Annotated in this window: 15 protein-coding genes; 8 read left to right on the forward strand and 7 right to left on the reverse strand. The window is 72.3% G+C overall.

From position 1 onward, the window contains the following. Positions 1 to 34: 34 nt before the first annotated feature. Positions 35 to 451 carry a Fur family transcriptional regulator gene (locus ACFYM0_RS19655; protein ID WP_327254864.1) on the reverse strand — a complete coding sequence of 139 codons (417 nt, stop codon included), beginning with the start codon at positions 449 to 451 and terminating at the stop codon, positions 35 to 37. Positions 452 to 600: 149 nt separating this feature from the next. On the opposite strand from ACFYM0_RS19655, the gene ACFYM0_RS19660 reads away from it, so the two are divergent. After that, positions 601 to 2055: a catalase gene (locus tag ACFYM0_RS19660; RefSeq protein WP_388502921.1), complete on the forward strand. Its 1455-nt coding sequence runs from the start codon at positions 601 to 603 to the stop codon at positions 2053 to 2055. A 70-nt stretch (positions 2056 to 2125) separates the two neighbouring features. Here ACFYM0_RS19660 and ACFYM0_RS19665 read toward each other — a convergent pair whose 3' ends face one another. Then, complete coding sequence (locus tag ACFYM0_RS19665; RefSeq protein WP_327257662.1) at positions 2126 to 2533, reverse strand: CBS domain-containing protein; 408 nt, start codon at positions 2531 to 2533, stop codon at positions 2126 to 2128. Positions 2534 to 2740: 207 nt separating this feature from the next. After that, on the reverse strand, positions 2741 to 3544 hold the full coding sequence (hisN, locus tag ACFYM0_RS19670) for a histidinol-phosphatase (RefSeq protein ID WP_388502924.1): 804 nt from the start codon (positions 3542 to 3544) through the stop codon (positions 2741 to 2743). A 133-nt stretch (positions 3545 to 3677) separates the two neighbouring features. Here hisN and ACFYM0_RS19675 point away from each other — a divergent pair, with 133 nt between their 5' ends. After that, positions 3678 to 4250, forward strand: coding sequence for a TetR/AcrR family transcriptional regulator (locus ACFYM0_RS19675; protein ID WP_388502927.1), 573 nt, complete (start codon positions 3678 to 3680; stop codon positions 4248 to 4250). Here ACFYM0_RS19675 and ACFYM0_RS19680 read toward each other — a convergent pair. The 4 genes from ACFYM0_RS19680 to ACFYM0_RS19695 form a co-directional block, all read right to left on the reverse strand. Further along, entirely contained in the window at positions 4216 to 4539 is a 324-nt protein-coding gene (locus tag ACFYM0_RS19680) for a multidrug efflux SMR transporter (protein WP_112447780.1), read from the reverse strand. The genes ACFYM0_RS19675 and ACFYM0_RS19680 overlap by 35 nt on opposite strands. A gap of 120 nt (positions 4540 to 4659) precedes the next feature. Further along, entirely contained in the window at positions 4660 to 5670 is a 1011-nt protein-coding gene (gene rsgA, locus ACFYM0_RS19685; RefSeq protein WP_250750325.1) for a ribosome small subunit-dependent GTPase A, read from the reverse strand. Between the two features lie 8 nt (positions 5671 to 5678). Further along, on the reverse strand, positions 5679 to 7040 hold the full coding sequence (aroA, locus tag ACFYM0_RS19690; protein ID WP_388502931.1) for a 3-phosphoshikimate 1-carboxyvinyltransferase: 1362 nt from the start codon (positions 7038 to 7040) through the stop codon (positions 5679 to 5681). Between the two features lie 152 nt (positions 7041 to 7192). After that, complete coding sequence (locus tag ACFYM0_RS19695) at positions 7193 to 7906, reverse strand: M50 family metallopeptidase (protein ID WP_388502933.1); 714 nt, start codon at positions 7904 to 7906, stop codon at positions 7193 to 7195. Positions 7907 to 7959: 53 nt separating this feature from the next. Between ACFYM0_RS19695 and ACFYM0_RS19700 the strand changes: the two genes are divergently transcribed. The 6 genes from ACFYM0_RS19700 (at position 7960) to ACFYM0_RS19725 (ending at position 13998) form a co-directional block, all read left to right on the forward strand. Then, positions 7960 to 8775: an SOS response-associated peptidase gene (locus tag ACFYM0_RS19700; RefSeq protein WP_388502936.1), complete on the forward strand. Its 816-nt coding sequence runs from the start codon at positions 7960 to 7962 to the stop codon at positions 8773 to 8775. Positions 8776 to 8921: 146 nt separating this feature from the next. Next, entirely contained in the window at positions 8922 to 9593 is a 672-nt protein-coding gene (locus ACFYM0_RS19705) for an alpha/beta family hydrolase (protein WP_388502938.1), read from the forward strand. Between the two features lie 290 nt (positions 9594 to 9883). Continuing rightward, positions 9884 to 10528, forward strand: a complete 645-nt coding sequence (locus ACFYM0_RS19710) for a sigma-70 family RNA polymerase sigma factor (RefSeq protein WP_008741505.1) — start codon at positions 9884 to 9886, stop codon at positions 10526 to 10528. Next, complete coding sequence (gene rsrA, locus ACFYM0_RS19715; RefSeq protein WP_327254873.1) at positions 10525 to 10863, forward strand: mycothiol system anti-sigma-R factor; 339 nt, start codon at positions 10525 to 10527, stop codon at positions 10861 to 10863. The genes ACFYM0_RS19710 and rsrA overlap by 4 nt, the downstream gene beginning before the upstream one ends. 229 nt (positions 10864 to 11092) lie before the next feature. Further along, positions 11093 to 12733 (forward strand): HD-GYP domain-containing protein, encoded by a 1641-nt coding sequence (locus tag ACFYM0_RS19720; RefSeq protein WP_388502942.1) that lies wholly within the window; start codon positions 11093 to 11095, stop codon positions 12731 to 12733. After that, positions 12730 to 13998 carry an HD-GYP domain-containing protein gene (locus tag ACFYM0_RS19725; protein WP_388502944.1) on the forward strand — a complete coding sequence of 423 codons (1269 nt, stop codon included), beginning with the start codon at positions 12730 to 12732 and terminating at the stop codon, positions 13996 to 13998. Before ACFYM0_RS19720 ends, ACFYM0_RS19725 begins: the two co-directional genes overlap by 4 nt. Positions 13999 to 14077 lie beyond the last annotated feature (79 nt).

Below are 14077 nucleotides of genomic sequence, written 5' to 3' on the forward strand. Positions count from 1 at the left end.
CGTGAGCCCCGGCCCTTCGTCGTGTCGTCGCTCTTCAGGCCCCGGCGCAGTTCGGGCACACGCCGCGGTACGTGACCTCGACCGCCGACACCGTGAAGCCGAAGCGCTCCGTGTCCGGCAGGTCGGCCAGCGGGTTGCCCGCCGGGTGGACGTCGCGGATCGCCCCGCACTGGGCGCACACCAGGTGCTGGTGGGGGCGGTGGGCGTTCGGGTCGTACCGCTTGGCGCGCCGGTCCGTGGAAACTTCCAGGACCTCGCCGAGGGTGACGAGCTCGCCCAGCGTGTTGTAGACGGTCGCGCGGGAGATCTCCGGCAGCCTGTCCACGGCGCGCGCGTGCACCTCGTCGGCCGTCAGGTGAACGTGGTCACCGTCGAGCACCTCGGCCACGACGCGCCGCTGTGCGGTCATGCGCCATCCGCGTCCGCGAAGTCGTTCCAGCAGGTCACTCATGCACGCCAGCGTAACAGCGAGGGGATTCGGTGTAACTCCCGAATCTGTGTCAACTTGGATGCTCGCTTGACTTAGACAGAGTCCATCATAGGATCGGTTAGGTTAGGGCGCAGGACAGGTTTGCAGCAAATTTACGCAGGAGGCGCATAGTGACGACGCAGGGACCGCTCACCACGGAGGCCGGAGCTCCGGTAGCTGACAACCAGAACAGCGAGACCGCCGGCATCGGCGGCCCCGTTCTGGTTCAGGACCAGCTGCTGCTGGAGAAGCTCGCGCACTTCAACCGCGAGCGCATCCCGGAGCGCGTGGTGCACGCCCGCGGCGCCGGTGCGTACGGCACGTTCACGCTGACCCGTGACGTCTCGCAGTGGACCCGGGCGAAGTTCCTGTCCGAGGTCGGCAAGGAGACCGAGACCTTCCTGCGGTTCTCCACCGTCGCGGGCAGCCTCGGCAGCGCCGACGCGGTCCGCGACCCCCGCGGCTGGGCCCTGAAGTTCTACACCGAAGAGGGCAACTACGACCTCGTCGGCAACAACACCCCGGTGTTCTTCATCAAGGACGCCATCAAGTTCCCCGACTTCATCCACACCCAGAAGCGCGACCCGTACACGGGCTCGCAGGAGGCGGACAACGTCTGGGACTTCTGGGGTCTGTCGCCCGAGTCCACCCACCAGGTGACCTGGCTGTTCGGTGACCGCGGCATCCCGGCGTCCTACCGCCACATGAACGGCTTCGGCTCGCACACGTTCCAGTGGAACAACGAGGCCGGCGAGGTCTTCTGGGTCAAGTACCACTTCAAGACCGACCAGGGCATCAAGAACCTCACCCAGGCCGAGGCCAACCAGCTCGCCGGTGAGGACCCCGACTCGCACCAGCGCGACCTGCGCGAGTCGATCGAGCGCGGCGACTTCCCGTCCTGGACCGTTCAGGTCCAGGTCATGCCGGCGGCCGAGGCGGCCGAGTACCGCTTCAACCCGTTCGACCTCACCAAGGTGTGGCCGCACGCGGACTACCCGCTGATCGAGATCGGCAAGCTGGAGCTCAACCGCAACCCGGAGAACGTCTTCGCCGAGGTCGAGCAGTCGATCTTCTCCCCGGCGCACTTCGTCCCCGGCATCGGTCCGTCCCCGGACAAGATGCTCCAGGGCCGTCTCTTCGGCTACGGCGACGCCCACCGCTACCGCGTCGGCATCAACGCCGACCACCTGCCGGTGAACCGCCCGCACGCCACCGAGGCGCGCACCAACTCCCGTGACGGCTACCTGTACGACGGCCGCCACGCGGGTGCGAAGAACTACGAGCCGAACAGCTTCGGCGGCCCGCACCAGACGGACCGTCCGCTGTGGGTCTCCTCCGCCGTCACCGGTGGCACGGGCAACCACGCCGCGCCCTCGCACTCCGAGGACAACGACTTCGTCCAGGCGGGCAACCTCTACCGCCTGTACTCGGAGGACGAGAAGGCCCGTCTGATCGAGAACCTCTCCGGCTTCATCGCCAAGGTCTCCCGCGACGACATCGTCGAGCGTGCGATCAACAACTTCCGCCAGGCGGACGGTGACTTCGGCAAGCGTCTGGAGGCCGCGGTCCAGGCCCTCCGCGCCTGATGGACGCCTTGCCGTAGCAGGCCGACGGGCCGGTGCTCCCCGAGAGGGGGCGCCGGCCCGTCGGCCGTTCCTACGCGGGCACGGCGGCGGGTGTGCCCGTGCGCCGCGCCGGGGCCCAGCAGCGGATGACATCGCGTACGGACACGATGCCGACCGGGCCGCCCTGCTCCAGGACGATCAGATGACGGAAGCCGCCGTGGGCCATCGCCTCGGCGGCTTCCTGCACGGTGGCGTCGGGGGTGCAGAAGACCACGTTGTTGGTGGTGTGCGCGCCCACGGACTCCCGGTCGGGATCGTGGCCCGCGCCGATCGAGTTGAGGATGTCGCGCTCGGTCAGGATGCCGATGCCGCTGTGTTCGGGATCGAGGACGACGGCGGCGCCGACGCGCCGGCCGGACATCAGGCAGGCCGCCTGCCGCAGGGTGTGAGTGGGGCCGAGGGTGAGGATCACGGTGCTCATGGCGTCGCGGACGAGCATGAAGAGAGCCACCTCCTGGTGAGTCCCTCCGCTTGGGTGAGGTGCGCGTGAAGGGCCGCACTTAGAGAAGTCCTTCACAAGCGCACAAGCGGAGGAGTCTCAGATTCCCACGCACAGGGGAAGCCAGCAAGGAGGCGCGTGAGGGGCGCTTTCGGCGCCCGCGGGCGCCGGCCACCGCCGCGGAGGCGGGCGCCCGGCCCCTACGCGTCAGCCGCGCGGGCGCAGCAGGTCCAGCATCTGCGCGTGCAGCAGCCCGTTGGAGGCCGCCGCGTTGCCGCCGTGCACGCCGTCCACCCCGTCCAGAGCGGTGAAGCGGCCGCCGGCCTCCTCCACCACGACGGCCAGGGCCGCCATGTCCCACAGGTTCAGCTCCGGCTCGGCGCACAGGTCGAGCGAGCCCTCGGCGACCATCATGTACGGCCAGAAATCGCCGTAGCCCCGCGTACGCCAGCACGCGCGGGTCAGGTCCAGGAAGCCGGGCAGGCGCCCCTGCTCCTCCCAGCCGCTCAGCGAGGAATAGGCGAAGGAGGCGTCGCCGAGGGTGGCGACCTTGGAGACGCCGAGCGCGGTGGTCTCGCCGAGCGCGCCGCCCGTGAAGGCGCCCCGGCCGCGCGCCGCCCACCAGCGGCGGCCCAGCGCGGGCGCGGACACCACGCCGACGACGGGGCGGAAGGCACCGTCGGCCTGCTCCTCCATGAGCGAGATCAGCGTCGCCCACACCGGAACGCCGCGCACGTAGTTCTTCGTACCGTCGATCGGGTCCACGACCCAGCGGCGCGGGCCGTCGCCCTTGAGTCCGTACTCCTCGCCCAGGATGGCGTCGGCGGGCCGCGCGGCGGAGATCCCGGCCCGGATGATCTCCTCGGTGGCGGTGTCGGCCTCGCTCACCGGGGTCATGTCGGGCTTGGTCTCGACCTTCAGGTCGAGGGCGCGGAACCGCTCCATCGTGGCGGTGTCCGCCGCGTCGGCGAGTTCGAGGGCAAGGCGCAGGTCATCGTCATACTCGGGCATGCCAGAACCCTACCGAGGCGGCCGGGGCGACGCGGAAGGCGTCCACGGTGCGGCACGGGCACCCTTGACAGGATCTGCCGGTCCGTCAACTCTGGCGGAGACGTCGACCGGAGGCGTCGAAGGGGAGGCGACGGTGCCGACGGCCCGGGAGTCCTTGCTCGAAGCGGCGGGAGCGGCGCTCGCGGCGCGCCCGTGGCCGGCCGTGCGGATGATCGACGTGGCCGCCGCCGCCGGGGTCTCGCGGCAGACCCTCTACAACGAGTTCGCCGGCAAGACGGGCCTGGGCCACGCCCTGGTCCGGCGCGACGCGGCCTGGTACCTCGACGGGGTGGACCGGGCCCTGACCTCCTCGGGCGCCCCGGCAGAGCGGCTGGCGGCGGTCGTGGAGTGGACCGTGCGCGCGGGCCTCGAGCGCCCCCTCGCGCGGGCCCTGCTGACCGGGTGCTGGAACGGCAACTTACCCGTCCCGGCCGGCCGCGGGGTCCGGCCGGGGCTGCCCGCGCTGGGGCCCGCCGAGCTGATCCGCGGGGTCCGGGAGCGGGCCGACGCCGTGTTCGGGGCGCAGGAGGGGGCTCAGCGGTGTGAGCTCGCGGTGCGGCTCGCGCTGTCCTACCTGGTGGCCCCGGCCGAGCCGCCGGGCCACGCCGGGCTGCTCGGCCTGCTCGGCCCGCTCAGTGCGACGAGCCCGAGAGCTGGAGCCCGATGACGCCGAGGATCACCAGCGAGATCGAGACGAGTTTGAGGGTGGAGACCAGGTCCCCGAGGAAGACCATCCCGTAGATTGCGGTACCGGCCGCCCCGATGCCGGTCCACACCGCATAGGCGGGCCCCACGTCCAGCTTCTTCAGGGCCAGCGTCAGCAGGCCGAAGCTGCCGAGGGCGAAGCACGCGAAGGCGATGGTCGGCCACAGCCGGGTGAAGCCGTGCGACAGCTTGAGGCAGACCGCGAACCCCGTTTCCAGGATCCCGGCGACCACGACCAGCAGCCACGCCATGGCGTACGCCTCCCCGCGTCATGTGACGCGTTCACGGGGCGGGCCCGAGCGTCACTTGGTGCGATTATGCATTTACCAGACATCGGGTACGGCAAACCCCGCCGGTCGATCGCCCATCGATCAGTCGCCCTCGCGGCGCTCCCGCGTCTGGAGCAGCCGTCGCAGCGAGTACAGCCGCGCCGGATCCGCGTGACCGTCCTCCACCCACTTGTCGAGCGCGCAGTCCGGCTCGTCGTGGCTGCACGCGCGCGGGCACCCCTCGGTCCCCGGGACCAGCTCCGGGAAGGCCAGGATGACCCGGGACGGGTCCACGTGGTGCAGGCCGAAGGACCGTACGCCCGGGGTGTCGATGACCCAGCCGTCCCCGCCCGGCAGCGGCAGCGCGAGCGCCGAGGTGGTGGTGTGCCGGCCGCGACCGGTCACCGCGTTCACCACGCCGGTCGCGCGCTGGCGGCCCTCGGCGACCAGCGAGTTCACCAGCGTGGTCTTGCCGACGCCCGAGTGGCCGACGAAGGCGGTGATCCGGCCGTTCAGGCGCTCGCGCACCCGTTCGGCCGCGTCGCCCGTCGCCAGCTCCTCGCGGTTGGTGACCACGTAGTTCAGGCCGAAGGTCGAGTAGATCTCCAGGATCTTGTCCGCGGAGGTCAGGTCGGACTTCGTGAGCACCAGCAGCGGTTCCAGCCCGGCGTCGTACGCGGCCACGAGGCAGCGGTCGATCATGCGGGGGCGCGGCTCCGGGTCGGCCAGCGCCGTCACGATGGCCAGCTGGTCGGCGTTGGCGACGACGACGCGCTCGTACGGATCGTCGTCGTCGGCCGTCCGCCGCAGGACGGACTTGCGCGCCTCGATCCGCACGATGCGGGCGAGGGTGTCCTTCTTGCCGGACAGGTCACCGACGATCCAGACCCGGTCCCCGACCACCGCCGCCTTGCGGCCCAGCTCGCGGGCCTTCATCGCGTGCACCGGACGGTCCTCGACCAGGCAGGTGAGCCGGCCGCGGTCCACGGTCAGGACGAAGCCCTCGGCCGCGTCCTCGTGCTTGGGGCGGATAGTCGTACGCGGCCGGTTGCCCTTGGGGTTGGGCCGCTGGCGGATGTCGTCCTCGTCGGTGTGCTTCCCGTACCTGCGCATGACGGGCCCTACGCTCCCACTCCTGCCGGAGCCGCTTCGGCCCGGGCGAGCATGTCCGCCCACATCTTCGGGAAGTCCGGCAGGGTCTTCGCGGTCGTCGCCACGTTCTCGATGAGCACGCCCTCCACCGCCAGGCCGATCACCGCGCCGGCCGTGGCCATCCGGTGGTCGTCGTACGTGTGGAAAGTGCCGCCGTGCAGCGCGCGCGGCCGGATCCGCAGACCGTCCGCGGTCTCCGTGACATCGCCGCCCAGCCCGTTGATCTCCTTGGTGAGCGCCGCCAGCCGGTCCGTCTCGTGCAGCCGCAGGTGAGCGACTCCGCGCAGCACCGACTCCGAGTCGGCCAGTGCCGCGACCGCAGCGATGCCCGGGGTGAGCTCCCCGACCTCGCGCAGGTCCACGTCGATGCCGTGGATCTTGCCGGTGCCGGTGAACACCAGGCCCGCGTCCGTCAGCTCGCAGGAGCCGCCCATCTCCGTGAAGATCCGGCGCAGCGCGTCACCGGGCTGCGTGGTGCGGCGCGGCCAGTCCGGGATGGTGACCGTGCCGCCGGTGATCAGGGCGGCCGCCATGAACGGCTGCGCGTTGGACAGGTCCGGTTCCACGACCAGGTCGCGGCCGAGCAGGGCGCCGGGGGCGACCCGCCAGACGTTCTTCTCGCCGCCGGCCTCGGGGGTGTCGACCTGCGCGCCCGCCGCGCGCAGCATCTCCACCGTCATCCGGATGTGCGGCATGGACGGCAGGTTGGTGCCCACGTGCCGGACCTCGACGCCCTGGTTGAAGCGCGGGGCGGAGAGCAGCAGTGCGGAGACGAACTGCGAGGAGTTGCTCGCGTCGATCTCGACGGTCCCGCCCTCCAGGGCGCCGCCGCCCTGGACGGTCAGCGGCAGTGCCCCGCGTCCGTCGTCGTCGATGCGGGCGCCGAGCGTGCGCAGCGCCGTGATGACCTGGCCCAGGGGGCGCTCGTAGGAGCGCGGGTCGCCGTCGAAGCGGATGTCGCCGGAGGCGAGGGTGGCCACGGGCGGCAGGAACCGCATGACCGTGCCGGCGTTGCCGACGTCGACCGTGGCCGGGCCGTGCAGCGCGGCCGGGATGACCCGCCAGGCCTCTCCGGCGTCGCCCTCGCCCGCGGAGCTGGAGGAGACCGTCTCCTCGATGCCGACGCCCAGCGCGCGCAGCGCGTCGGACATCAGCTGGGAGTCGCGCGAACGCAGCGGGCGGCGGACCCAGCCCGGCTCGGAGGCGAGCGCGGCGAGCACGAGGGCGCGGTTGGTGACCGATTTGGACCCGGGCACGGTGACGGTGGCCTGGACGGCGGTGTCGGCGAGCGGGGCGGGCCAGAGGGCGGGGAGAGCGGGAGTCTCGGTCATGGCCACCACTTTAGTGGCTTCCCACGGCCGCAGATCTTGATCACCGGGGGAGTCTCGGCGGGCGGACACCCGCCGGGCGGGGCCGGTCCGCGGTCGGGCAGGCGCCGCTCAGGGGGTGAGCGGCGGCCGGTGGGCGATCGGTCGGGGGCCGGTCACAGGGCCAGCAGCCAGCGGCCGCCGCCGATCAGCGAGCACAGCGCCACCACGTGGAAGAGCAGGAGCCACACCACCGGGTGCACGTGGGTGAGCCGTCCGAGCTGGTCCGCGTCGGAGTCGGGCGCCCCGCCGCCCCGGCGCTTCGCCCCGAGTTCGAAGACCGGCCGGACGCCGCCGAGGAGCAGGAACCACACCACGGCGTACGCGAAGACCGCCTGCACGTCCGCCGGGGCCAGCCAGGAGACCAGTACGAAGGTGGTGCCCGTGACCACCACCGTCAGCAGCCCGTACGCGTTGCGGATCATCACCAGCACGGCCAGCAGGAGGGCGGTCGCCGCCCACAGCAGCAGGGTGATCCGGTGCGCCGAGAGCAGGGCCGCCCCGCCGAGGCCGAGCAGGGAGGGCGCCGTGTACCCGGCGGCGGCGGTGAGGACCATGCCGAGGCCGGTGGGCTTGCCGCGGCTGACGGTGACCCCGCTGGTGTCCGAGTGCAGCCGGATCCCGTCCAGGCTGCGGCCCGTCAGCAGCGCCAGCAGCCCGTGGCCGCCCTCGTGCGCGATGGTGATCGCGTTGCGCGACAGCTTCCACACCGGCCGGGGGCCCACCGCGACGAGCGCCACCAGCCCCGTCGCGATCACCAGCCACTGGTCGGGCGCCGCCTGTATGCCGGTGAGCCGGTCCCAGAGGCCGGCCGCGGTGCTGGTGTTCATGAGGTGGCGGACTCCTTGTGGTGGCGATCGGGTGACATGGCAGTGTGGCAGCCATGTGCGGAAGGTATGCAGCGAGTCGTGGGCCGGAGGAGCTGGCCGAGGTCTTCGGGGTGGAGCGGTGGGAGCCCGAGGAGGTGCTCGCACCCGACTGGAACGTGGCCCCGACGAAAGAGGTCCACGTCGTCCTCGACCGTCCACTGAAAGACGCTCCGAGCCCGCGTCCGGTTCGCCAGCTGCGGGTCCTGAAATGGGGGCTCGTCCCGTCCTGGGCACAGAATCCCGACGGCGCCGCCCGGATGATCAACGCCCGGTCCGAGACCATCGCCGAGAAGCCGTCCTTCCGCCGCCCCTTCGCGCAGCGCCGCTGCATCATCCCGGCGGACGGCTACTACGAGTGGGTCACCGCCCACGACGAGCGGCAGCTCGAGGTCGAGGGCAAGAAGAAGCGGACGCGCAAGCAGCCCTACTTCGTCCTCCCCTCCGACGGCTCCGTCTTCGCCATGGCCGGGATATACGAGTTCTGGCGCGACCGGACCCTGCCCGACGCGCACCCGCTCGCCTGGTGGGTGACCTGTTCGGTGATCACCGCCGAAGCCGAAACCGGTCCGCTCGGCGTCGCCCCCGCGGAGGGTCCGCGCTCGCTCGCCGACATCCACCCCCGGATGCCGCTGATGCTCACCCCGGACCGGTGGGACGCCTGGCTGGACCCGGCGCGGACCGACCCCGACGAGCTCCAGGCCCTGCTGGCCCCGCCGCCCGGCGGGCTGATGCGTGCCTATCCGGTGTCCACGGCCGCGAGCAACGTCCGCAACAACGGGCCCGAGCTGCTGGAGGAACTGGAGGGGCCCGAGGAGGGCACGCTCTTCTGACGGCCCCGGCGTGCGCCCCGGGGTGACGCCGGGGGGCGGCCGGCCACCCCGGCCCTGTCGGCGCTCCCGGCGGCCCGGCCGACCCGGCGCTCCCGGCGGCCCCGGCGTCACCCCGGCGGCCGCCGCCGACCGGCATGATCGGGGGCATGAGCAGCACGCGCGCCGAGCGCACCGAGACCATCGACACCCCGGCGGGCGAGGCCCGCGTCACCTGGCACCCGGCCCCGGCGGACAAGGCCCGCCTGGTGCTCGCCCTGGGCCACGGAGCCGGCGGCGGCATCGAGGCCCGGGACCTCCAGGCCCTGGCCGCCGCCCTGCCCGCCCTGGGGATCAGCGTGGCGCTGGCCGAGCAGCCCTGGCGGGTCGCCGGGAAGAAGGTCGCCGCCGCCCCCAAGGTGCTGGACGAGAGCTGGACCGCCCTGTGGCCCGCCTTCACGGAGCCCGGTCTGCCCGTCGTCGCGGGCGGCCGCAGCGCCGGGGCCCGGGTGGCCTGCCGCACCGCCGCGGAACTGGGCGCGGCCGGGGTGCTCGCGCTGGCCTTCCCGCTGCACCCGCCGGGCCGTCCGGAGAAGTCCCGGGCCGAGGAGCTGCTGGGCGCCGGGCGGCCGGCGCTGGTGGTCCAGGGCGGCCGCGACGCCTTCGGGCGGCCGGAGGAGTTCCCGGAGCGGGGAGCGCGCGGAGCCTCGTACGAGCTGGTGGAAGTGGAGGGCGGGGACCACGGCTTCGCCGTGCCGAAGAGGACCGGTCCCACCCAGGAGGAGGCCCTCTCGGTGATCACCGGGGCGGTGGCCGGGTGGCTCGGGCGGCTCCCGGTGTGACCTACGACCGGGTCCCGACATGACTTTCGTCCGCACACCGGGCCCCGACGGGGAATGCGCCACCCAGGCCGTCTGTTGTCCCGGATGTCGGTACGCACAGGAACACGTCGGAGGAGAGGCAACGCATGACCCAGGTCATCAGCCAGAACCGTCCGCAGGCCGCTGACCTGGACTGGACAGTGCTGCCTGCGCCCAAGCGCGGCACGGTTCGGGCGGCGGACGACCGGGATGGTCGACTATTCTCCGATTCGAGCGGGTCCGCTTTCGGAGCCGCCACGCAGTCGGAGGAGGTGGGTCCTGTCGCCGGGACCGACGAAGGCCACGCGGAGGAGACGACCCCGGAGCGCAATGCGCGCTTCGAGAGGGATGCCCTCGGCTACCTCGACCAGATGTACTCGGCCGCCCTGCGCATGACGCGCAATCCGGCCGACGCCGAGGACCTGGTCCAGGAGACGTACGCGAAGGCGTACGCGTCCTTCCACCAGTTCCGCGAGGGCACCAACCTGAAGGCGTGGCTGTACCGCATTCTCACCAACACCTTCATCAACTCTTACCGCAAGAAGCAGCGCGAACCCCAGCGCAGTGCGGCGGAGGAGATCGAGGACTGGCAGCTGGCGCGCGCCGAGTCGCACATGTCGACGGGGCTGCGTTCCGCCGAGTCGCAGGCGCTCGATCACCTGCCCGATTCGGATGTGAAGGAAGCACTCCAGGCCATTCCGGAGGAGTTCCGCATCGCCGTCTATCTTGCCGACGTAGAGGGCTTTGCGTACAAGGAGATCGCGGACATCATGGGTACACCCATCGGTACGGTCATGTCGCGACTGCACCGTGGCCGCCGTCAACTCCGTGGAATGCTTGAGGACTACGCCCGTGAGCGCGGGCTCGTCCCGGCCGGCGCGGGAGAGTCGAACGACCTGAAAGGCTCGGGCTCATGAGCTGCGGAGATGCGCACGAGACGGAGTGCTCCGAGGTCCTGGACCATCTTTATGAGTTCCTGGACCAGGAGATGCCCGACAGCGACTGCACGAAGTTCGAGGCGCACTTCGGCGAGTGCAATCCCTGTCTGGAGAAGTACGGCCTGGAACAGGCCGTGAAGAAGCTGGTCAAGCGCTGCTGCGGATCGGACGACGTGCCGACCGACCTGCGCTCGAAGGTGATGGGGCGGATCGAGCTCATCCGTTCCGGGCAGGCCGTGCCGGATCATGACATCACGGCCGCTCCGCCCGAACCGGCCGTCGCCGAGCCGATGCCGAGATCCGCGTCGGGCTGAAAAGTTGAAAGTCGGCCGAGTTCGCCGATGAAGTAGTACCCGATTGAACAATCTTGAACAGCCGCCCCCGGAAGGGCACTTCCTTCACTCGAAGGTGGTAATCCGGGGGCGTCCGCATGGCGCAATGCAAAAATGTGGCCCACCTCGCTCCCGGCCCCACTTATTCTCCCCATTCGGGTACTGGTTTGATTCGTACCTGACTTGCACGGCTCAGGGGGAGGAGAGCGCCATGCGGGTACTTCCGCCGTTGGCGCGCGCCTACGTCCTGTGCGCGGTCATCGCCGCCTGCGCGTGCGCCGCTCCCGCCGTCACCGCTTCCGCCACCCCGTGGCCCGGCGTCGGCCTGCTCTCCGTGCTCTACCTCGGCTGCGAACTCGTCAAGGTCTGCCCGCTCATGGGCCGCCGCGTGCCCGAGGGCCTCGGCTCCTTCTTCCCGGTGGTGCTGGCCGCCGTGTTCCTCCTTCCGCCGGCCGCCGCCGCCCTCGTCGCACTGCCGGGCGGACTCGCCGGGACCGTGACGGCGCGGCCCGCCTGGGTGCGGCGCGTCTGGCACGGGGCGCAGCAGTCCATAGCCGCCTGGACAGCCGGACAGCTCTACGGGCTGCTGGGCGGGCCCGGGGCACTGGGCGCGGGCTCCTCCGGCGGGACCGGGCCACCGGGCCCGGACGGCGCCGCGGGCCCGGCCGCCTGGGTCGCCGACTTCCCGTACGTGATGCTCCCCGCCGCCGCCGCGGCCGTCGCCTTCTGCCTGGTGCTGACCGCCCTGGACGGCGGCATCCTGGCCGCCGCCGAACGCAGGCCCGCCGCCACCGCCTGGCGGGGCCTCGCGACCCGGTCCCTGGCCCCGCACTGCGTGCACGGCCTCGCCGGGCTGATGATGGCCGTCATGTGGCGCAGCCCGTACGGACTTCCGGCCGCCCTGCTCGTCATGCTGCCGATGTACATCTCCTGCTGGGTCTTCGCCCAGTACCACCGCGAGCGCGCCGCCCACCAGGCCACCATCCGGGCGCTGGTCCAGGCCGTCGACATCAAGGACCGCTACACCCGGGGCCACAGCGAGCGGGTCGGCCAGGCCTCGGCGATGATCGCCCGCGAGCTGGGCATGGGCGAGGAACGCCTCGAGGTCGTGCGCATCGCCGGGATCCTGCACGACGTGGGCAAGCTCGGCGTACCGACCCGACTGCTGCGCAAGGACGGACCGCTGACCCCCGAAGAGCGCCGGATCATCGAACTGCACCCCGAGTACGGACACGAGATGGTGCGCGGCATCGGCTTCCTGGGGGAGGCGCGGGCGGCGATCCTGCACCACCACGAGCGGGTGGACGGCTCCGGCTACCCGTACGGGCTGACCGGGGAGCAGATCCCGGTGCTGGCCCGGGTGGTGGCGGTCGCCGACGCCTTCGACGCGATGACCTCGACCCGGTCGTACAGCAGGGCGCGGCCGGTGCCGGTGGCCCTGGCAGAGCTGGAACGGTGCGCGGGGGCCCAGTTCGACCCGGAGATGGTGCGGGCGCTGGTCGACGCGATCGGCAGCCAGGGCTGGCATCCGAAGGTGACCTCGGACGACGACCTCCAGGTGATCCCGGCCGGCGGTGACGGGGTTCCCGCCGCCGGGACCGAGGGGGCCGAAGCGGTGGCCGTACGGGAGGCCGTGCCCGCCGGCGCGGCGCTGACCGCACTGCCCGCCCAGGCCGCCCCGGGCGGAGCCGCCGTCCAGGCCCGCGCGGCCGGGAGCCCGCTGCCGGCCGCCGGGACCGGGGACCCCTGCCACGGCGTGCCGGGGCCCGGCGCCGAGCCCGGAGCGGCCGTCAAGGAAGCGCCGGGAGCCCCAGGATCCCCGCCCGCCCCCGCCGCGGGAGCGAACGCGTGAGGCGCTGGGCCGTGGCCGTCGTGCGCGGGTCCGCCGGGGCGCTGACCGCGGCCGCGCTCGGGCACACCGTGTGGACCGGGCTGCAGGAGCCGGGCATCGCCCTCGCCTTCGGCACCCTGATCACCATCGGAGAGCTCGCCCGCCGGGACAGCGGCGACGCCGCCCGTCAGCAGCCCGCGCCGCTCGGATCCGCGGGGGCGCTCGCGTACGCCCTGCTCGGGCAGAACGCCGGAGCCTCCACCCACCACGGGGTCCTGCAGATCGTCGCCGTGGTCGTCACGGCCGCGCTCCTCGGGATCGTCCCGCACATCGCCCGGGGCCGCGGACCCGCCCTCGACCACCTGGCCCGCCGCGTCCTCACCGTCACCTTCGCCGCCGTCTGCTTCCAGCCGCTCTACAACTCCGGGCGGCTGGAGCAATGGGTGGGCCAGGGCCCGTACCTCGTGCTCTTCCTGGTCCTCGTCCTCGGCCTCACGGCCCTGTGCGACGCGGTCCTCGGCGCCGTCCTCGCCGGGGCCCGCACCGGCTGGCCCTTCGCCCCGCTGCTCCGCGACGAGCTCCGCGCCCAGCTGGGCATCGGCTCCGCGATCTGTGCCACGGGCGTGGTCATGGCCCTCGGCGTCGCCGTCGCCGGCCTCTGGGCGGTGCCCGTCTTCAGCGTGCCGCTGCTCCTGACCCAGATGTCCTTCCACCGGATCACCGCCATCCGCACCACCTACCGCCAGACCATCACCTCCCTCGCCCGGGCCACCGAGATCGCCGGCTACACCCGGCCCGGCCACTCCCGCCGGGTCGCCGCCCTCAGCTGCGCCGTGGGACGGGAGCTGGGCCTCTCGGAGCGGGAGCTCAGGGTGCTGGAGTACGCCGCCCTCATGCACGACATCGGGCAGCTCTCCCTCGTCGACCCGGTTCCGGCCGGGGCCACCGCCGAGCTGCCCGAGGCCGAGGCCCGCAGGATCGCCGGGCTCGGCGGGGAGGTGGCCCGCCAGACCGGGGTCCCGGCCGAGGTCGCGGTGGTGGTGGAGCTGCAGGCGGACCCGTACCGCGAGCAGCCCGTCGCCGCCCGGATCGTGCGCGTGGTCAACGCGTACGAGGACCTCAGCAGGCACGTCGGCGGTGCCCGTCACCCGGGCGGCTCATTGGAGGCCCTGGAGCGGCTGCGCCTGGGGACCGGGCGCGATTACCAGCCCGAAGTCGTGGAATGTCTTGCCAGGGTGCTCGCCCGGGGCGGGCGTGCCAGAGTCGTACCCGTCCCGCCTGGGTAACCCATGGGTAATGAGCGGCCGTCCGAGTGGGCATGGTTGGATGCCAGTGAGAGTGTTCCCAGGAGCAGTGTCCCGAGCA

The sequence above is a fragment of the Streptomyces sp. NPDC006487 genome, assembly GCF_042870555.1.
Classification (GTDB): Bacteria; Actinomycetota; Actinomycetes; order Streptomycetales; family Streptomycetaceae; genus Streptomyces.